This is a genomic window from Methylobacterium sp. CM6241 (assembly GCF_054817845.1).
Genome location: NZ_CM139246.1, coordinates 2,293,328 through 2,312,267, shown reverse-complemented (window position 1 = coordinate 2,312,267; position 18,940 = coordinate 2,293,328). Strand labels below are relative to the sequence as shown.

Genomic DNA, 18,940 nt, shown 5'->3' with positions numbered 1-18,940 from the left:
CTCGTCACTTCACGTCCCTTGTAGCGCCCGACCGCGCCTTGAGCGATGCAGCGTATAGCTCGGCCGCATCCTTATGAAAGGCCGCACGCGAATCGGGCCGCGAATAGAACATATGACCGCCGGGATACACAGCGAGGTCGATCCGCTTGTCCGTGCCGAAGGCCGGCAACTGGTCGATGAGGAGTTTCGACGTGAAGTACGGGGTCACGAGATCGGTGAAACCGTGGGCGACGAGGACGCGCAGGTTACCATCGAGCGCCATGACGCCGCGCAGGGCTCCGAGCGATTCCGGTGCCATGCGTCCGCCGCCCCAGCCCCACCCTCGGCTGACCGCACCGTTGAGGAGTTCGTAGCGAAGATCGGGCACGCGATAGTTCAGTTTCGTGCCGTAGAGTTCGAGCATGGCGCTGGTCAGCGGCGCCTGCATGGCTGTGAGCAGCGGGTCCTCGAAGCCCGAGAATGTGGCGGCTGGGTCCGGATCCCATCCGGTGATGCCGGTATCGTAGGCGCTGGCGACCCTCCCCTCTTCCTGGCCGATCTCGCGTTGGACGCTGTTCGAACTCAGGCGTCCGGCTTGGCGGCGGACGAAGTTCGGATCGAGACCCGTGATGGCTCCGACCCTTTCGCCGAGCCGGGCCAGCGCCGCTTGGTCCGACGGGCCCTTGAGCAGGTCGGTGAGATAGTCGCCGGTGGCATAGGCCTCGGTCTCTGCCAGAGCCTTCCGGCTCGGCGTGCCACCGGCTCGTTCGATGGCGGCGGCGGCAAAGGACGGCAACTTCGTCACGTGGCCCCAGGGGGTCGTGCGCGGCGATTGCAACCAGGCGAAATCGAGGACGGGTGACAGGAGAACCATGCCGGAGAGGCCGATGCCGATCTCCTCCTGCAGCTTTGCCGCGATGAGCGGCCCGCGGAAACCGCCATAGCTCTCGCCGACGAAGAACTTGGGTGCCGCGATCCGATCGTTCGTCCGCAGCCAGCGGGCGATGGCCGAGGACAGGACCGACGCATCCGAGTCGACGCTCCAGTAACGCTTGGCATCGCCGTCCGATGCGCGGCTGTATCCGGTCCCCACCGGGTCGAGGAAGACGAGATCGGTGAAATCGAGCCAAGTGCCGTCGTTGGGGACGAGGCTCACCGGCGTGGAGGGGCTGATGCTCGTGCCGTCGAGAGGAAGGCGCCAGGGGCCGATCGCGCCGATATTGAGATAGGCCGATGCCGCGCCGGGACCGCCGTTGACCGCGAAGGTGACGGGCCGGGTCGCTTCGCTCGTGTCCGCGAGACGATAGGCGATGAAGGCGATCTCTGCTTGGAGCTTTCCGCTCTCATCCACGAGGGGAAGGCTGCCCGCGGTGGCGGTAAAGCGAAGAAGGCGTCCATCCGGCAGGGTGACACTGTGCTCGGTGGTGACGTCGGAGGGAAGCTTGCGTCCCTCTGGGCCCCGTTCGGCGGCCCGCCGCTGCTGAGGCTTGTCGGCACCATGGGGTGACTGCGCCATGGTGGGCTGCCCGGCGACGAGGAGCATGGCGGACAAGACGAGTGCGAGGCGCTTGGTGCCGCCTGCCAGAATGGACCGAAGCCCCGTGGGGATTGTGCCCGGCTTGGCTACACCACCGGGCCGGCATGAATCCGCGACGGTCGAACCTCGGTTCATGCGATTCTCGCTACAATGATGGGCCAAGGCGCTCACGCTTTTTTCTGCCAGCGTCCGGACTCGTCTTGCTGCCAATAAGCGATGGCATGGCCCGCTTCCTTCGCCTGCTTCCACTGCGCCCGCGCACCGAGCAACGCGTCCTGATCATTACCGTCGAACAGGATGCAGATCCGCTGATAGTCCGACGCATCCGGTGGCAGTGGGGCGCCGTCCACGAGAAAGCGGATGGCGGCGGCGTTGGGATTACCATCCTGGAGCGTCAGGACGACGGGCTGGCTCGCCGCTTGCGGATCGCGATCCGTCCCATGCGGCAGAAAGCTATCGTCGCGATAGGTCCAGAGGTGATCGTCGAGGGCTTGAAGCCGCTCCTCGCCCGATGCCTGGATTGCCGCGCGCCAGTTGCGCTCCAGAGACCGCTCCACGAGGTTCGGTAGAACCGTCTCGAGAGGCTGCTGCTGGAGATGATAGAAGAGGATTTCGGTCACGGGAACCAGGATAGGGTAAAGCCGCCGATTTGAAAGCGGCGGGTTGCCGCTCTCAACCAGGCTCGATGAAGTGAGGGACGAACAGGGCTGAATTACCGGTGATCGGTCCCGCGCTTTCGCGAACGCACAGCCCCGCCGGTTCGTCGCCTACGATCCAGGAGCCGATCACGGGGCGGCGGCCGTCGAAATCCGGCAATTCGGCAAGGGCCTGTCGCACGTAGCGCCCGCCGCCATAGGGTCCGTGATCCTGTGCCAGCACGGCACCGTCGCGCAGCATGAGGATGTTCGCCCCCTCCCGTGAAACCAACGGCTTCTTGACGAAGGAGGTGCCCAATGACGCCTTGCGGGAATCGTTCTCGAAAAAGGTGGGCAACAGGTTGGGATGGTCGGGCTCTCTCGCATGGAGATGGGCCAGCAATCCCTTGTTCGAAAGGACGGCCTTCCAGGGTGGCTCGAGGAACCGGGTCGTCGTGGTGCCGAGCTCCTTTCCGAAAGCGTCGCTGAAGGCCCATTCCCAGGGATAGAGTTTGAACAGGCGCGGGATCGGCGCATCGACACGATCGACGAAACGTCCGTCCTCGTCACATCCGATGTCGGAGAGGTCGAGGAAGCGGGTCGCGAGCCCCGCTTGGCGCGCGCAATCTTCGAGATACGCCACCGTCCCCCTGTCCTCGGGCTCAGCGGCATAAGCGGTGAAGGCCATCGCTCCGTCACCGCGAAGCGTGCGGAACCGGGCAATCAGCTTCTCGTGTAGGGAATTGAACTGGTCGGCTGTCTCGGGCAGCGAGCCGGTTCGCAGCCCTTCTTCCAGCCATAACCATTGAAACACCCCGGATTCGTAGAGGGCTGTGGGCGTGTCGGCATTGTATTCGAGGAGCTTTGCCGGCCCGGCGGATGCCCCTCCGTAGGAGAAATCCAGGCGTCCATAGAGGGAGGGGTCTCCCCGCCTCCAGCTCGCGCGGATCGCGTCCCAGGCATAGGAAGGAATGTCGAGCGAGGCCAGGATCCGCTCGTCCTCCACCGCATCGGCGACGAAAGCGAGGCACAGGGCGTGGATCTCGGTGCTCGGCGCTTCGAGATCGTCCTCGATCTCAGCCAGCTTGAAAGCGTAGGCGTGGCTCTCGGACCAATACGCTGCGCCATCGAAGGTGTGGAAGGTGAAACCATGCCGGCGCGCGGTCTCCCGCCAATCCGGTCGTTCGCCGATGGGCACGCGCCGCATCAGCCGCCGCTTCCATGGCTCGACCAGCCGTGCGACGAGAACGAACGACCCGTGCTTCCAAAGCCACCGTATGCGACCTTGCGCACCGCCGAAGAGGCGACCCGCGCGCTGGAGGACGCACCGCCCGAAGATGTGGTGATCCGTCCGCCCCAACTCGTACAATAGCCAGCGCCACCCGAGTGGCCGGCGCTCCCGCTATGGGACGCTTCCGACTTCGGAGCATGGTCGAAGATCGGTTGTGGCGGCAGGTTCTGATCGATCCGCCTGCCGATGACGTAGCCGGCCATCCACGGGACGAAACGTCCGGCAGCACTCGCAGCGACGCCGTCTCCGGGCAGGCAATGCGATGGGCCGTGATGCGCCTCGCACTCACTCACCGTGGCGTAACGCGGTGCGACCTCGGGATAGGCGGCACGCGCCGTCAGGTACTCGCTCCGGCAATCCTCCTCCGTTCGCCTGGTTCCGGCGATACAGGCCTCCGCATTCGCATAGACGAGCACGGATTCTTCGTCCTGCGACGGATCGAGACGAGCAAGCCCGAAGGCGGCGGCGCCCGCACCCGCCAGCATGACGAGGGTCACCGTCTGCGAGCGCATGAGGCGCGGCGGCTTTACTGGTGTCGGAGTATCGGCCTCGGATGGCATCCTACTGAGGACCGCCTTCCGACGATCCGCTCCCTCACGGCACGATGCCGCACAGACCCGAATGTAGGATCGAGCTTGGCCGTTTGAAACCGGCGATGGGACATTTCCCCGAACGCCGGCTCAGTAGGTCATGGACGCCGCGTTGACGATACCCCCGGCCAGGGACGACGCGGCGAGCAGGATGGACGCGGCGATCTCACCGGCTTCGATACGACGCGACAGGTCCGGCAGGATCAGCCGCACGACGAAATAGACCAGGATCTGCACGATGAGGGCGACGAGGCCCCAGACGATGCAGTCGAGGATCGATTGAGCGTTATAGATCGCCACCGAGAGCGGCAGCGTATAGCCGATCAGGCTTCCGCCCAGCGCGATGGCGGCCGAGGCATTGTTGGCGCGGATCAGCGCGATCTCGCGATGGGACGTCGCCGACAGGTAGACCGCGAGATAGACCGCCACGAGGCCGAACGCCACCGCGACATAGGCGATGAAGGCGGGCAGACCCGAGATCGAGACCATGGCGCCCGCCCCTCCCTCAGACCAGCCGGCTCTGCACGATGGCAGCCGAGATGAAGCTCTTGAACAGCGGATGTGGCTCGAACGGCCGCGACTTCAGTTCCGGGTGAAACTGCACGCCGATGAACCAGGGGTGGCCTGCATGTTCCACCGTCTCGGGAAGCAGACCGTCCGGTGATAGCCCCGAGAACCGCAGGCCCTTGGCTTCCAGCCGCTCGCGATAGGCCATGTTGACCTCGTAGCGGTGCCGGTGACGCTCAGAGATCTCGGTGCCGCCGTAAATCTCGGCGATCTTTGTATCCGCTCCGAGGGTCGCCTTGTAGGCACCGAGCCGCATGGTGCCGCCGAGATCGCCCTGTGCAGCGCGCCGCTCCAGTTCGTTGCCCTTGAGCCATTCGGTCAACAGGCCGACCACGGGCTCGCCGGTCTCCCCGAATTCCGTGGAATTGGCGTCCTCGACCCCGGCCAGGGAGCGAGCCGCTTCGATCACGGCCATCTGCATGCCGAAACAGATGCCGAAATATGGGATCTTGCGCTCACGGGCGTAGCGGGCCGCGCGGATCTTGCCCTCTGCGCCGCGCTGTCCGAAACCGCCGGGGACGAGAATGCCGTTGATGCCTTCAAGGAACGGCGCCGGATCTTCGCGCTCGAAGACCTCGGATTCGATCCATTCGAGGTTCACCTTCACATTGTTGGCGATGCCGCCATGCGTCAGCGCCTCGGACAGGGACTTATAGGCGTCCTTGAGGCCCGTATATTTGCCCACGATGGCGATGGAGACCTCGCCTTCGGGATTGCGCACGCGCTCGGAGATCGTCGTCCAGCGCACGAGATCCGGTTCGCCCTTCGGTTCGATTCCGAAATGCGCGAGCACCTCACGGTCGAGGCCGGCCTCGCGGTAGGACAGCGGCACGTCATAGATCGACGCCACGTCGCGCGCCTCGATGACGGCGGTCTCACGCACATTGCAGAACAGACCGAGCTTGCGCCGCTCTTCCACCGGAATCGGACGGTCACAGCGGCAGAGCAGGATGTCCGGCTGGATACCGATGGAGCGGAGTTCCTTGACGGAATGCTGCGTCGGCTTGGTCTTCAATTCGCCTGCCGAGGGAATGTAGGGCAGCAGAGTCAGATGGACGAAGGCGACAGTGCCGCGCGGCAATTCCTGGCCGAGCTGGCGGATCGCCTCGAAAAACGGAAGGCCTTCGATGTCGCCCACCGTGCCGCCGATCTCGACGAGGACGAAATCGAATGCTTCGTTTCCATCGAGTACGAACGTCTTGATGGCGTTGGTGACGTGAGGGATGACCTGGATCGTCGCGCCGAGATAATCGCCGCGCCGCTCCTTGGTGATGATGTCGAGATAGATGCGACCGGTGGTGATGTTATCGGCCTTGGTCGCCGGAAGACCGGTGAAACGCTCGTAATGGCCGAGGTCGAGATCGGTCTCCGCACCGTCGTCGGTAACGAAGACCTCGCCGTGCTGCGTCGGGCTCATCGTGCCCGGATCCACGTTCAGGTAGGGGTCGAGCTTGCGCAGGCGGACCGTGTGGCCGCGCGCCTGCAGGAGAGCTGCGAGAGCCGCAGATGCGAGGCCCTTGCCGAGCGAGGAGACCACGCCGCCGGTGATGAATACGTACCGCGTCATGGGCTTCGGCTCATAAACAAGGGTGGATGATTCGACAAACTTCAAACGACCCCGCCGCTGGTGGCGGCAGGGCTGCATCGGTTCGGATTCTGTGGAACGCCGGGTGGGGACGGTTCGGAGCGAGAGGTGTCCGAGCCGTCATTCCGCATCGACCTTCGATCAGCGCGACTGGGGCGCTTCGGGCGTGGCAGGCTGAGCCGGCGCGGTCTGGCCAGCGCCCTGACCGGGACGAAGGGTCTCGAGAATATTTCCGTTGGGCGCCGCCGGCTGCGTCGTCGCGGCTCCGTCGAGGATCGACTTCGGCGCGGCGCTCCGGTGGGAGATCACCGCGAGGGTCATGCTCGTCGTGAAGAACAGGGCCGCCAGGATCGCTGTAGCCCGCGTGAGGGCGTTGGCCTGGCCACGTCCGGTCATGAACCCCGATACGCCGCCACCGCTGCTACCACCGCCGAGCCCGAGTCCGCCCTCAGAGCGCTGCAGCAAGACCACGGCGATGAGTGCGAGAACCACGATGAGGTGAATGGAGATCAGGACGGCATTCATGTCGTTTCAGTCCGATGTTCCTGGTCCGTGAACCACGTAGGCCGTATCCGGCGCCCGAAGAGGCCCGGCGAGGAACGTCCGCAAAGGGCAGGCTCCTACACGAGATGGTGTCTCACGCCAAATCCTGCATCGCCCCAGGGCGGCGAATGTTTCAGGCGTAGGCGGCCGCTATCCCCAGGAAGTCGGACGCCACGAGACTGGCGCCTCCGACCAGCGCCCCGTCCACATTCTCTACCGCCATCAATTCGCGGGCGTTACCCGGCTTCACCGAACCGCCATAGAGGATACGGACCTTGGCGGCTTCCGCGCCGATGAGCTGTCCGAGCATCTCACGCAGGGAAGCATGGACTTCGGCGATGTCGGACGGGGTCGGTGTCAGGCCGGTGCCGATGGCCCAGACAGGCTCGTAGGCGATGACCGTATCGGAGGCCTTCGCCCCCTTGGGGACGCCGATGGCGAGCTGGGCGCGGACGATATCGAGCGTCCGGCCCTCTTCCCGTTCCTCCTGCGTCTCGCCGACGCAGATAATGCCGCAGAGTCCGGCGCGGCGGGCACCCAATGCCTTGGCATGGACGCCATCGTCGGTCTCGTGGTGATAGGCGCGGCGCTCCGAATGCCCGACGATGACGTAGCTCGCCCCGAGATCGGCCAGCATCTCGGCGGAGATGCTGCCGGTAAAGGCGCCGCTGGCCTTGGCATGAAGGTTCTGACCGCCGATGGCGATGGCGGACCCGTAGACGGCCGCCACGCAGGAGGAAATCAGGGTCGAAGGAGGGCAGACGAGGACGTCGATCCGGGATGCGAGTTCGGGCGAGAGCCCGTCGCGGATGGCCTCGACCACCGGAACCGAACTGCGCAGGCCGTTCATCTTCCAGTTGCCGGCGATCAGCGGCCGCCGTCCCGACTTCGACATCGTATTCCTCGCGCTCAGATGCTGCTGGTCCGGCTTCACCGGATCGTGAGCGGGGCCGTAACAGAGCCGACTAGCGGGCGCAAACATGGGCTCGAGGATTCGCCCGGCCTTTGCTGGGGCCACCGGATGGTCTATCGCGGGCGGCCTGGAGCGTGCCTCGGCACGCCATCACGACGGATTTTCGAACGTTCCGATGCTGCAGAACATGCGTAGTGCGAGCCAGCATTGGCTCGGCAAGATCATTCTCACGGTGGTCTTCACCTTCCTCATCGCTGGCGTTGCGATTTTCGGGGTGGAAGATTTCTTCCGCTCGAACTCGGCCACGACCGTGGCTACGGTGGGCAAGACGCAGATCACTTCGGAGGCGGTGCGCTCGGCCTATCAGCTGCAGCTGCAGCGCTATCAGAGCCAGCTTCAGCGCAGCCTGACTCCCGAACAGGCCCGGGGCCTCGGTCTCGACCGGCAGGTCCTTTCGCAGCTGATCAGCGAGGCCTCCCTCGACCAGCAGGCAAAGGATCTCGGTCTCGTCATCCCGGATTCGGCAGTGTTGCGCGCAATCCAGGAAGAGCCGACCTTCAAGGGGGCCAACGGCTCCTTCGACCAGACGCTCTTCTTCCAGACGCTGCAGCGCGCCGGCATCAACGAGGCGATGTTCGTGCGCGACCAGCGCGCCGCCGCCGGACGGCTCCAGATCGCCGAGGCCGTGGCCGCGGACATTCATGTCCCCGCCGCCCTGCGCGAGGCCGTGCATCGCTACACCACCGAGCGCCGGTCGGCCTCCTTCATGATGCTGCCCCCTTCCGTGGCGGGAGACATTCCCGCACCGACGGACGAGGAGGTGAAGACCTTCTACGACGAGAATAAGAGCGCATTCCGCGCGCCGGACTACCGGGCCGTGACCCTCCTCGCCCTCGATCCGCAGGCGATGACCAAGCCCGACGCTGTCACGGACGAGGATGTGCAGAAGCGCTACGATCTCGCCAAGGCGCAATACGGAACGCCGGAGCGGCGCACGATCCAGCAGATCGTGTTCCCCGACGAGGCCTCCGCCGAGGCGGCGCGCAAGGAGATCGAATCCGGCGAAAAGCCGTTCGAGGCCGTCGCTCTGGCGCGCGGCGTCGACGCGAAGGAACTGTCTCTGGGGAACCTGACGAAGGCCGAACTGTTCGACCCGGCCGTCGCAGAGGCCGCCTTCTCGCTTGCCCAGAACACCGTGAGCGCCCCGGTCAAGGGTCGCTTCGGCACCGTGCTCCTCCGAGTCACGGCCATCGAACCCGAGACACGCAAGCCCCTCGCCGACGTGGCGCCGGAGATTCGCAAGACCATCGCTCTCGAGCGCGCCAAGACCGCCGTTGAAAAGGACCACGACACGATCGAGGACGAGCGCGCCAACAGCAAGCCGCTGGCCGAGATCGCCAAGGAGCGGGGCCTCACCCTCGTGACGGTGCCGGCGGTGAGCGCCCAGGGACTCGACCCGTCGGGCAAGCTCGTCGATTCCATCCCGGATCGCGACACGACGCTGCCGATCGTGTTCCGCTCCGAGATCGGGAGCGACACCGAGGCGCTTCGCCTGAAGTCCGGCGGCTACGTCTGGGTCGACGTCACCGGCATAGACCAAGCCCATGACAAACCCCTCGACCAAGTGCGCGATCAGGCAGCCGCCCAATGGCGCGCTGCCGAGGTGGCCAAGCGCCTGTCCGACAAGGCACGCAGCCTGACCGAGCGTCTGGACAAGGGCGAGGCCATCGACACGCTCGCGGCGGAAGTTGGCGTGCAGGTGCAAACCTCCACGGACATCGCCCGCAGCCAGTCCAAGGACGGCCTCTCGGCCGACGTGGTCAATCGCCTCTTCGCCATCCCGGTGGACAAGGCCGTCTCGGTCGAATCCGGCGAGTCGCGTGTGGTCGCCAAGGTCACGGCGGCGACGATGCCCGCCTTCGTGCCCGGCAGCCCCTCCGACGAGGCGATCTCGAAGCGGTTCCAGGCGACCCTCATCGATGACATCCTCGGCGAGTACATCGCCGACGTTCAGAAAAGCGTGGGGATCACCGTCAACCAGACGGCGTTCCGGCGCGCGATCGGCGGCGAGTACTGAACCGACCATGTTTCAGGAGCCGGATTACGCCGCGTTCGCGGAGGCCTACGAGGCAGGGCGGCCGACCCTCCTCAACCTGACCCTGGTGGCCGATCTGGAGACTCCGGTCGCGGCTTTCCTCAAGCTGCGGGCGGTCCATGCCGGGCCGGCCTTCCTGCTCGAATCCGTCGAGGGCGGTGCGGTGCGCGGCCGCTACTCGATGATAGGCCTCGACCCCGACCTCGCCTGGCGCTGTCGCGACGGCCGGCCGGAGACCGCACGGGGCAGCGACCTGTCGGTGTTCGCGCCCGACGACGCATCGCCGCTGGCAAGCCTCCGGTCCCTCATCGCCGAGAGCGCCATCGGAGCCGATGACGATGTCGAACTCCCGCCCATGGCGGCGGGCCTCTTCGGATATCTCGGCTACGACATGGTCCGAGCCATGGAGCGACTCGGGGAGTCCAATTCGGATCCCCTCGGCGTTCCCGACGCGATCCTCGTGCGACCGCGCGTCATGGTGGTGTTCGATGCCGTGCGCGACATCATCACCGTGGTCGGCCCGGTGCGCCCGAGCGCAGGGGTTTCGGCGCGTGCGGCCTATGAGGGCGCGCTCGCCCGTCTGGAGCGCGTGGCCGATGTCCTGGAAGGTCCGCTTCCGGTGGAATCGCGGATCGACCCCCGCTCCATTGCTCATCCCGAGCCGGTCTCGAACACCTCGCCGGACGCCTATCTCGACATGGTCGCGCGGGCGAAGGAGTACATTGTCGCCGGTGACGTTTTCCAGGTCGTGCTGTCCCAGCGCTTCGAGGCGCCGTTCACGCTGCCGGCCTTCGCCCTCTACCGGTCCCTCCGGCGGACCAACCCGGCCCCCTTCCTGTGCTACCTCGACTTCGAGGATTTCCAGGTCGTGTGCTCGTCGCCCGAGATCCTGGTGCGGGTGCGAGAGGGGCGCGTCACGATCCGCCCCATCGCCGGCACCCGCCGGCGTGGCGCCACTCCGTCCGAGGACAAAGCCCTGGCCGAGGAACTGCTGGCCGATCCGAAGGAACGCTCCGAGCACCTGATGCTGCTCGATCTCGGCCGCAACGATGTCGGTCGGGTCTCGCGCATCGGCAGCGTGACCGTGACGGGGTCGTTCTTCCTCGAATATTACAGCCAGGTCATGCACATCGTCTCGAATGTCGAGGGCGATCTCGATCCGAGCCACGACGCACTCGATGCCCTCTCGGCCGGGTTTCCGGCCGGCACGGTCTCCGGCGCGCCGAAGGTCAGGGCGATGGAGATCATCGACGAGCTCGAACGCGAGAAGCGCGGCCCCTATGGCGGCTGCATCGGCTATTTCGGCGCACGCGGCGAGATGGATACCTGCATCGTGCTGCGCACCGCCATCGTGAAGGACGGGCGGATGCATGTTCAGGCCGGCGCCGGCATCGTCTACGATTCCGATCCGGCCTCCGAACAGCAGGAATGCGTGAACAAGGCCAAAGCCCTGTTCCGCGCCGCGGAGGATGCGGTGATGTTCGCGAGCCGGGCGCGGCGGGGGCAATAGTCCTTCCGCGCACCAAGGCAGGCCTTCCGCTTGGCCCGCGATTGCCGATAGACATCGAATCGGTCGTATATCGACGGGTTGCGATGGCGGAGGAACGTGATGGCTGAGACCGAGATCGATGCCGTCAGGGATCTTCTTGCGGCCAGTCCACGGTCTTCGAATCTCGCCGAGCGCCGTGAACGGCTCGACGGGTTCGGCGCGCATTATCCAGTTCCCCCCGATGTGACGGTCGTGCCCGTCAATGCGGGCGGGGTGTCGGCTGAATGGACCGGGAGCCCGGGGGCGGACCCGACCCGCGTCGTCCTGTTCCTGCATGGCGGCGGATACGTGTCCGGCTCGCTCACCAGTCACCGGCACATGATGGCCGAGACGGGCCGCGCTGCCGGAGCACGGACGTTGGCGCTGGATTACCGGCTCGCGCCGGAACATCCGTTTCCAGCGGCCCTCGACGACGCCCTGGCGGGTTACCGCTTCCTGCTCGAATCGGGCGTCAGCCCCGGGAACATCGTCTTGTCCGGGGAGAGTGCCGGCGGCGGGCTTGCCGTCGCGACGGCCCTCTCGCTGCGTGATGCCGGTCTGCCGCTTCCCCGCTGCCTTTGGCTCACGTCGCCCTGGGTCGATCTGGAGATGACCGGTGCCAGCATGGACACCAAGGCGGCGGTCGATCCCCTGATCCAACGGGAATACCTGATGGAACTCGCGGAGGCCTATTGCGCAGGAAAGGACGCGGCGACCCCGCTGATCTCGCCGCTTCATGCCGACCTCGGCGGCCTGCCGCCGATGCTGATCCAAGTCGGCAGCGCCGAGACCCTGCTGGACGATTCCCTTCGCCTCGCCGGGGTGGCCGCCTCGGCGGACGTCGCCGTGACGCTTCAAGTCTGGCCGCACATGATCCATGCCTGGCACATGTTCTATCCGCAGCTTGCCGAGGGGCGGCGATCGCTGGCGAGCGCCGGTGCCTTCATCCGTACGCATCTAGGGGACGGCACCGCCGTCCAGCATCCGACGATCGGGGTCTGAGAGCGGACGCGGCGCGAGAACGCTTGACCCTCTCGGCTCACCTCGTCACACGAGGGGGATCAAGAGAAGCGCGATCATGGCCAACGTCCTCGTCATCGACAACTACGATTCCTTCACCTGGAATCTCGTCCATCTCATCGGGCCGCTTTGCGGATCGATCGATGTCGTGCGCAACGACCAGATCACCATCGACGAGATCCGCGAGCGCGCGCCCGATGCGGTGGTGCTGTCTCCGGGGCCGTGCACGCCCAACGAGGCCGGCATCTGCCTCGACGTGGTGCGCGACCTCTCCGGCGAGGTGCCGATCTTCGGAGTCTGCCTCGGCCTTCAGGCGATCGGGCAGGCTTTTGGCGGCGACGTGGTGCGCGCGCCAAAGCCCATGCATGGCAAGGTCTCGAGCATCACCCACAGGGCAACGGGGGTCTTTCGCGGGCTGAACGGCCCCTTCGATGCCACGCGCTATCACTCGCTCGTGGTGGAGCGCGGCGGGTGTCCGCAGGATCTCGTCGTCACGGCGGAAGCAGACGGGCTCATCATGGCGCTGGAACACGCCACACTCCCGGTCCACGGCGTGCAGTTTCACCCGGAGAGCATCCTCTCGCATCACGGGTCGCAAATCCTGCGCAACTTCCTCGACATCGCCGCGGCGTGGAACGCGGGACGTGACAAGCGCGGGTCCGGCGTGCATTGACGCATCGATCGATTTTGATTGACGCTTCCGAGCCATGGACACTTTCAAGCCGCTCCTCGCGAAAGTCGCGGCCGGGTCGAGTCTCGACCGGGCGGAGGCGCGCGCCGCCTTCGACGACCTGCTCTCGGGCGAGGTGACGCCGGTCCAGGCCAGTGCCTTCCTCATCGCCCTGAAGGTCCGTGGCGAAGCCGAGGACGAGATCGTCGGCGCGGTGGAGGCCATGCGGGCGCGGATGGTGCGTGTGGCCCCGGTGCCCGGCGCCATCGACATCGTCGGCACCGGCGGCGACCATTCGGGCAGTTACAACGTCTCGACTCTCGCCGCGATCCTCACGGCGGCCTGCGGCGTGCCGGTGGCCAAGCACGGCAACCGCGCGGCCACTTCGCGATCCGGCGCGGCCGATGTCCTCGTTTCCCTCGGTGTGAAAATCGGTCTCGACCCAGACGGGCTGGCCCGCTGCCTCGCACAGGCCGGCCTCTGCTTCATGTTCGCTCAGACCCATCACGGCGCGATGCGCCATGTGGCGCCGGTGCGCTCCGAACTTCCGACGCGGACGATCTTCAACCTGCTCGGGCCGCTCTCGAATCCGGCCGGTGTCGAGCGCCAGCTTCTGGGCGTCTCCACCGAGGCCTGGGCCGAACCCCTGACGCGTGTACTGGGCGAACTCGGCAGCACGCGGGTCTGGACGGTGCACGGGTCGGACGGGCTCGACGAGATCACCGTCACCGGCCCGACGCCGGTGGTCACCCTGGAGGACGGGCGGATCGGCCGTTTCACCATCGATCCGCGCGACGTCGGCCTGCCGCTCTGGACTCTCGAGGATCTGCGCGGCGGCGATCCCGACCATAACGCGCACGCGCTGAACGCCGTCCTCGCGGGCGAGCGCAACGCCTATCGCGACATCGCCGTTCTCAATGCGGGGGCCGGCCTCGTCGTCGCCGGTTCCGCGCAGACCTTGAGCGAAGGTGTGGCCCGTGCCGCTTCCGCCATCGATGACGGCGCGGCACGAGCAACCCTTGCACGCCTCGTGGCGGTCTCGAACACATGAAAGAGGCCCCGATGAGCGAGGCGAAACCCATTGCGGACGTCGTTGCACCACCGGCCACCACCGACCGGCGTGACGTGCTTGCGCGGATCGAGGCCTATAAGCGCCGCGAGATCGCCGAAACCAAGCTGCGCGTACCGCTCGCGAAGCTCGAGAAGCGCATCGAGAAAGCCTCGCCGGTCCGGCCCTTCGCCGATGCGATCGCTGCTCATATCGCGCAGGGTCGCCCCGCGCTCATCGCCGAGGTGAAGAAGGCCTCGCCGTCAAAAGGCCTGATCCGCGCCGATTTCGATCCCGCCGTGCTTGCCGCCGCCTACGAGACGGGCGGTGCAACCTGCCTGTCGGTGCTCACCGATACACCCTCGTTCCAGGGTAAGCCGGAATACCTCACGGAGGCGCGGGACGCCTGTTCGCTGCCCGTGCTGCGCAAGGATTTCCTGTTCGAACCATACCAGGTGTTCGAGGCTCGCGCCTGGGGCGCTGATTGCGTTCTGGCCATCATGGCGTGCCTCGACGATGACGAGGCCCTCGCCCTCGTCGAGACCGCGCACGATCTCGGCATGGACGTGCTTGTCGAGGTGCATGACGAGGAGGAGCTCGCCCGCGCCATTCCGCTCGGCACCCGGCTTCTCGGCATCAACAACCGCGATCTCAAGACATTCGAGGTTTCGTTCGATACGGCCATCCGTGTTGCCAAGGGCGTGCCAGAGGACCGTATCGCTGTCGCGGAGAGCGGCATCACCGGGCATGACGATGTCCTGCGCCTCGAAAAGGGTGGACTTCGGACGATCCTCGTCGGGGAAAGCTTGATGCGCGAAGCGGACGTGACCAAGGCGACGAAACGCCTGCTCTTCGGCAAGGCCGGCAAATGAGCACCCTCACGCATCTCGATGCGGCCGGCGCCGCCAACATGGTCGACGTCTCCGACAAAGCCGCCACCACCCGTACCGCCCGCGCCGAAGGCGTGGTGGTGATGCTGCCCGAAACGTTGCGGCTGATCCGCGAAGGCGATGCCAAGAAGGGCGACGTAATCGGCACGGCGAGGCTCGCGGGCATCATGGCGTCGAAACGCACGCATGAACTCATCCCGCTGTGCCATCCGTTGCTGATCTCCAAGGTCCGGGTGGAATGCGAGCCGGACGATTCCCTGCCCGGCCTTCGCGTGACCGCAGAGGTCAAGGTGATCGGTCCGACCGGGGTCGAGATGGAGGCCCTCACCGCCGTCTCGGTCGCCTGCCTCACGATCTACGACATGGTGAAGGCGGCCGATCGCGCCATGCGGATCGAAGGCATCCACCTAGTCTCCAAGGATGGCGGAAAGTCGGGCTCGTACCGGGCCGAGGGCGCTTCGTGAGCAAACTCATTCCGGTGGAGGAGGCGCTCGCGCGCATCCTCGCCAGTGCCGCCGAGCCAGTGGCAGCCGAGACGGTACCGGTAGCCGACGCCTACGGCCGGACCCTGGCCGAGGATGTGGCCGCCCTACGGACCCAGCCGCCCTTCCCCGCCTCCGCTATGGATGGCTATGCGGTGCGTTCCGAGGATGTGGCCGCCGTTCCGGCAAAACTGACGCTCATCGGCATGAGCGCTGCGGGCCACGGCTTCTCGGGCACGATCGGCCCCGGCGAGACGGTACGGATCCTCACGGGGGCTCCAGTGCCCACGGGGGCCGACACGATCCTCATTCAGGAGAATGCCGACGTCTCGGACAATGTGGTCACGGCGAAGGAGACGGTCGCCGCCAAGCGCCATATCCGCGTTCCCGGTCTCGATTTCCGGTCGGGCGATCTGCTCCTGCGGGCGGGGGAGTGCCTGGATGCGCGCCGGCTTGCCCTCGCGGCCGCGGGTGGTCACGCCACCCTCCAGGTTCGCCGCAGGCCTAGGGTCGCGATCCTCGCCACCGGCGACGAACTCGTGGCGCCGGGAGAACCGGCCCGCTGGGACCAGATCGTCGCCTCGAATGGATTGGCGGTGGCGAGCCTTGCCCGCGAGGCAGGCGCGGAACCCATCGATCTCGGCATTGCCGGAGACAGCCTCGCCTCCCTCGAAGCCGCACTGGGCCGGGCGCGGGACGCGAAAGCAGACCTCCTCGTGACCCTGGGCGGCGCCTCCGTGGGTGATCATGACCTCGTCCAGGCGGCTCTGCATCGCGAGGGGCTGGAACTTGGTTTCTGGCGAGTGGCCCTCCGCCCCGGAAAGCCACTGATGCATGGGCGCCTCGGTCCGATGATGGTCATCGGTTTACCGGGCAATCCCGTCTCCGCCGTAGTCTGTGGCCTGCTCTTCGTCGTGCCGGCGATCCGGGCTCTACTTGGCGACCCCAAGGCCGGGGCCGACCGCAGCGAGCCGGCCCTGCTCGGGGCGGACATGCCGGCCAACGATATCCGCCAGGACTACATGCGGGCGCGGATCGAAATCGCGGATGACGGCCGTCCGATGGCGTACGCCGAAACGCGCCAGGATTCCTCGATGCTCTCGGTCCTCGGTCAATCCGAAGCGCTGCTGGTTCGCCCACCCGGCGCTCCGGCCGCGAAGCGCGGCGATCCATGCCGGATCATTCGCCTCGATCGAGCGTTGCTCTGACGACGACAAGTTTCGTCATTTTCCGGTGACGTCAGGGGTCGATCTAGCCAGCCGCGTGGCGAGCCAGCCGACGATGATCGCTACGGTGACGCCCCAGCCCACCTCCATGACGCGCGAGCCGAAGATATGCTGCGCCGTTCCGTCATGGGGGACGAGCAGGATGATGGTCGCGGTGATCCCGGCGAGCCGGGCCGCGCTCGCCACGTTCAGCACCCAGCAGGCCGTGAGCGACAGGATGACTGCGAGGGCATAGGCAGCCAGATGCTGCCCGAGGCCGAGCCAGATACCGAGGCCGATGAGGCCCCCCGTGGCCGCACCGAGCAATTGGTCCCGCCCGACTTTCCGCGTCGCGCGGAACTCGGTCTGGAGTACGGCGATGGCAGTGATCGCCGACCAGAACCCCTCGCGCTGGTTCAGCGCCTGGGTCGGCAGATAAGCGATGATCGCCGCGCCAGCGGATAAAAGGCCGTGCACCAAACCATCGATGAGGCGGCGTCGTAGCGGCAGGCCCTTGCGAAGGCGCGCGATACGTTCGCCGAGCCGGCTGATCCTGGCCTCGTCGCGCCCTCCTTTTTCGGTTCCTGGAGGGTGTGCCTGCGCGCGCCACCCAGGGCTTCCCGGTTGCTGCTCCACGATGACACGGTCGCTCGAATCCATGATTTTTGAACGCGAGCCGAGCCTGCTTCGATCCGCCGGCGATCTTCAGGTTTCACCCTTGCCGGCTCGGTCAGCCGAATACGAACTCCACCGCCTGCGTAACAACCTCAGGCTGGTAGGCGTGTGGCCCGTCATACTCCAGAGAGGTCACATCGTAACCAACGTCCCTGAGTTTCGAAGTGTGCACCCGTGCGCTGCGATCGATGGGTATCTGCTCGTCCCGTGTCCCATGTGAGATGAAGATGCGTGGTGACCCGGCCTGCAGATGTACCGACAGGAACCCGGCCGAAGAGATGATGAGGTGGGTGACCACATGGCCATTGGCGAGGCCGGAGGAGAGAGCGTAGCTCCCGCCATCGGAATGGCCGGCGAAGACGATGTGCAGCGGATCGAGCATGAAGCGTGACGCTACCTCGGTCAAAGCGAGGTCGAGCCGTTCGCGGTCCGGCCCGTGACCGCCGATGACGAGATCCCAGGTCGGAAATATGGATTGTGGAGCGAGGAGTAGAAATCCGCGCGCCTCCGCATGCTTTTCGAGCATGGGCAGGATCTTCTCCGCACTCCCGCCGCCGCCATGAAAGAGTACGACGAGGGGAGTCGGCCGTCGCGGATTGATCCCTGGCGGCACGATCAGCATGGCGTCGCGCTCATCGAACAGACCGAGCGGATGGCGGCCCGGAGGCATGGGCTCCCTCGTCGGCAGACGATGCGCAAAAGCGAGACGTCCTGCGAGTTTAGGGTCGATCATGCGGCGAGCCTCGCGTCGTTCGGTGACATGGTGCGGGCGTCGGTCGTTCTCTGCGGACGGCGCCCCTTGCCTAAGCTGCCGCGTCAATCCGGCTTGGCTTCGCTCAAAGGCTTGATCTTCAGTTGATCGATGATCCACAGCCAGCCGCCGGCCTCCTGCTTCCGTGCCGTCTCCACCGAGATCGTTCCGTTCGGTAGGCGCGCGAAGGTCATCGCAATCCCCCCGTTGCGAATGCTCGGCAGCGTCTCCGCGGCCGGAAACTCGGAGCGCCGTGCTAGAAGGTCGGTGTAGAACGCCCGGATCTCCTGATGTCCCGTCGCGACCACCTTTCCGGCAGCCAGCACGGCATCCGGTTCGTAGAGGGCAACCAACCCCTCCACATCGCCGGCATTGGCCCTTTCGTTGAAGAGGCGGGCAAGGTCTTCCGGGGTTTCTGCTAGCACGTGGTCCATGGCGTTTTCCTCTTGTTACACGGCTACTTCAGCAGCGTTCCAGCCGAGTCGCGCACCGCTACGGTGACCGGAATCCCCGCTTTGACGCTCTCGGAGACGGTACAGAAGCGCTCGAACTGCTCGAGAACCTTGTCGAGCCGTGGCATCGTTTCCGCCGGAGCGCTCAGCGCGATGCCGACTTCGATCCCGCTGATCCTCAGGCGACCATCCGCGTTGCGCTCCACGCGAAAGCTCGATCGCGCTGCGAGCCCGGTTGCGTCCTGTTTGAATTTGCCGAGGGCGAAGACCAGGCTCGCGCACAGACAGTTGGTGACGCTGGCGACCAGGATCTGCTCGGGGTAAGGCCCCTCCCCGCCGCCATAGGGTGGCGCCTCGTCAACGGCGAGGTTCGGGAAGGCTTCCCCAAAATCGATCTCGAACCGATAGCCCTCGATCTGCCTGATCGTGATGCTGCCGTCACTGCCCATCCGGGACGTCTCCTCTCGGCTCGCCTAGCCGCCGC

The 18,940-nt window shown here is 66.0% G+C and carries 20 protein-coding genes; 8 read left to right on the top strand and 12 right to left on the bottom strand.

The genetic code is table 11. The features are described from left to right. Positions 1-4 precede the first annotated feature (4 nt). The 8 genes from ACYQR9_RS10705 to tpiA all read right to left on the bottom strand — a co-directional run bounded on the left by ACYQR9_RS10705 (position 5) and on the right by tpiA (position 7,622). Entirely contained in the window at positions 5-1,522 is a 1,518-nt protein-coding gene (locus ACYQR9_RS10705) for a S10 family peptidase (RefSeq protein ID WP_461229775.1), read from the bottom strand. A gap of 161 nt (positions 1,523-1,683) precedes the next feature. Continuing rightward, a complete protein-coding gene (locus tag ACYQR9_RS10700; RefSeq protein ID WP_207412378.1) occupies positions 1,684-2,136 on the bottom strand; it encodes a DNA polymerase III subunit chi in 453 nt (150 codons plus the stop codon). A 52-nt stretch (positions 2,137-2,188) separates the two neighbouring features. Further along, positions 2,189-3,358, bottom strand: coding sequence for a glutathionylspermidine synthase family protein (locus tag ACYQR9_RS10695; protein WP_461229548.1), 1,170 nt, complete (start codon positions 3,356-3,358; stop codon positions 2,189-2,191). Continuing rightward, a complete protein-coding gene (locus tag ACYQR9_RS10690) occupies positions 3,358-4,002 on the bottom strand; it encodes a DUF1190 domain-containing protein (protein WP_461229547.1) in 645 nt (214 codons plus the stop codon). Before ACYQR9_RS10690 ends, ACYQR9_RS10695 begins: the two co-directional genes overlap by 1 nt. Positions 4,003-4,122: 120 nt before the next feature. Further along, positions 4,123-4,521 (bottom strand): DUF350 domain-containing protein, encoded by a 399-nt coding sequence (locus ACYQR9_RS10685; protein ID WP_461229546.1) that lies wholly within the window; start codon positions 4,519-4,521, stop codon positions 4,123-4,125. 16 nt (positions 4,522-4,537) lie between these two features. Then, positions 4,538-6,166, bottom strand: coding sequence for a CTP synthase (locus ACYQR9_RS10680; RefSeq protein WP_207412375.1), 1,629 nt, complete (start codon positions 6,164-6,166; stop codon positions 4,538-4,540). A gap of 159 nt (positions 6,167-6,325) precedes the next feature. Continuing rightward, positions 6,326-6,709, bottom strand: coding sequence for a preprotein translocase subunit SecG (gene secG, locus ACYQR9_RS10675; RefSeq protein ID WP_056427002.1), 384 nt, complete (start codon positions 6,707-6,709; stop codon positions 6,326-6,328). 151 nt (positions 6,710-6,860) lie between these two features. Then, on the bottom strand, positions 6,861-7,622 hold the full coding sequence (tpiA, locus tag ACYQR9_RS10670; RefSeq protein ID WP_056427105.1) for a triose-phosphate isomerase: 762 nt from the start codon (positions 7,620-7,622) through the stop codon (positions 6,861-6,863). A 193-nt stretch (positions 7,623-7,815) separates the two neighbouring features. On the opposite strand from tpiA, the gene ACYQR9_RS10665 reads away from it, so the two are divergent. From ACYQR9_RS10665 to ACYQR9_RS10630, 8 genes are all read left to right on the top strand, one after another. Next, positions 7,816-9,717 (top strand): peptidylprolyl isomerase, encoded by a 1,902-nt coding sequence (locus ACYQR9_RS10665; RefSeq protein WP_461229545.1) that lies wholly within the window; start codon positions 7,816-7,818, stop codon positions 9,715-9,717. Positions 9,718-9,724: 7 nt separating this feature from the next. After that, entirely contained in the window at positions 9,725-11,245 is a 1,521-nt protein-coding gene (trpE, locus tag ACYQR9_RS10660; protein ID WP_461229544.1) for an anthranilate synthase component I, read from the top strand. 99 nt (positions 11,246-11,344) lie between these two features. Continuing rightward, positions 11,345-12,265: an alpha/beta hydrolase gene (locus tag ACYQR9_RS10655; RefSeq protein ID WP_461229543.1), complete on the top strand. Its 921-nt coding sequence runs from the start codon at positions 11,345-11,347 to the stop codon at positions 12,263-12,265. Positions 12,266-12,341: 76 nt separating this feature from the next. Further along, entirely contained in the window at positions 12,342-12,956 is a 615-nt protein-coding gene (locus tag ACYQR9_RS10650; RefSeq protein ID WP_056426990.1) for an anthranilate synthase component II, read from the top strand. Between the two features lie 34 nt (positions 12,957-12,990). Next, positions 12,991-14,004: an anthranilate phosphoribosyltransferase gene (trpD, locus tag ACYQR9_RS10645; RefSeq protein WP_461229542.1), complete on the top strand. Its 1,014-nt coding sequence runs from the start codon at positions 12,991-12,993 to the stop codon at positions 14,002-14,004. A gap of 11 nt (positions 14,005-14,015) precedes the next feature. Then, a complete protein-coding gene (gene trpC, locus ACYQR9_RS10640) occupies positions 14,016-14,873 on the top strand; it encodes an indole-3-glycerol phosphate synthase TrpC (protein WP_461229541.1) in 858 nt (285 codons plus the stop codon). Continuing rightward, the gene (gene moaC, locus ACYQR9_RS10635; RefSeq protein ID WP_056426982.1) at positions 14,870-15,355 is read left to right on the top strand and encodes a cyclic pyranopterin monophosphate synthase MoaC; all 486 of its coding nucleotides are present in this window, start codon (positions 14,870-14,872) and stop codon (positions 15,353-15,355) included. Before trpC ends, moaC begins: the two co-directional genes overlap by 4 nt. Beyond that, positions 15,352-16,581 carry a molybdopterin-binding protein gene (locus ACYQR9_RS10630; protein ID WP_207412366.1) on the top strand — a complete coding sequence of 410 codons (1,230 nt, stop codon included), beginning with the start codon at positions 15,352-15,354 and terminating at the stop codon, positions 16,579-16,581. Before moaC ends, ACYQR9_RS10630 begins: the two co-directional genes overlap by 4 nt. A 15-nt stretch (positions 16,582-16,596) precedes the next feature. Here ACYQR9_RS10630 and ACYQR9_RS10625 read toward each other — a convergent pair whose 3' ends face one another. The 4 genes from ACYQR9_RS10625 to ACYQR9_RS10610 all read right to left on the bottom strand — a co-directional run bounded on the left by ACYQR9_RS10625 (position 16,597) and on the right by ACYQR9_RS10610 (position 18,905). Next, complete coding sequence (locus tag ACYQR9_RS10625; RefSeq protein ID WP_461229540.1) at positions 16,597-17,238, bottom strand: FUSC family protein; 642 nt, start codon at positions 17,236-17,238, stop codon at positions 16,597-16,599. A gap of 70 nt (positions 17,239-17,308) precedes the next feature. After that, positions 17,309-17,986 (bottom strand): alpha/beta hydrolase, encoded by a 678-nt coding sequence (locus ACYQR9_RS10620; protein ID WP_461229774.1) that lies wholly within the window; start codon positions 17,984-17,986, stop codon positions 17,309-17,311. Positions 17,987-18,069: 83 nt separating this feature from the next. Continuing rightward, positions 18,070-18,438 (bottom strand): YybH family protein, encoded by a 369-nt coding sequence (locus tag ACYQR9_RS10615; protein ID WP_056426973.1) that lies wholly within the window; start codon positions 18,436-18,438, stop codon positions 18,070-18,072. A gap of 23 nt (positions 18,439-18,461) precedes the next feature. After that, positions 18,462-18,905, bottom strand: a complete 444-nt coding sequence (locus ACYQR9_RS10610) for an OsmC family protein (RefSeq protein WP_207412362.1) — start codon at positions 18,903-18,905, stop codon at positions 18,462-18,464. Between the last annotated feature and the right edge of the window lie 35 nt (positions 18,906-18,940).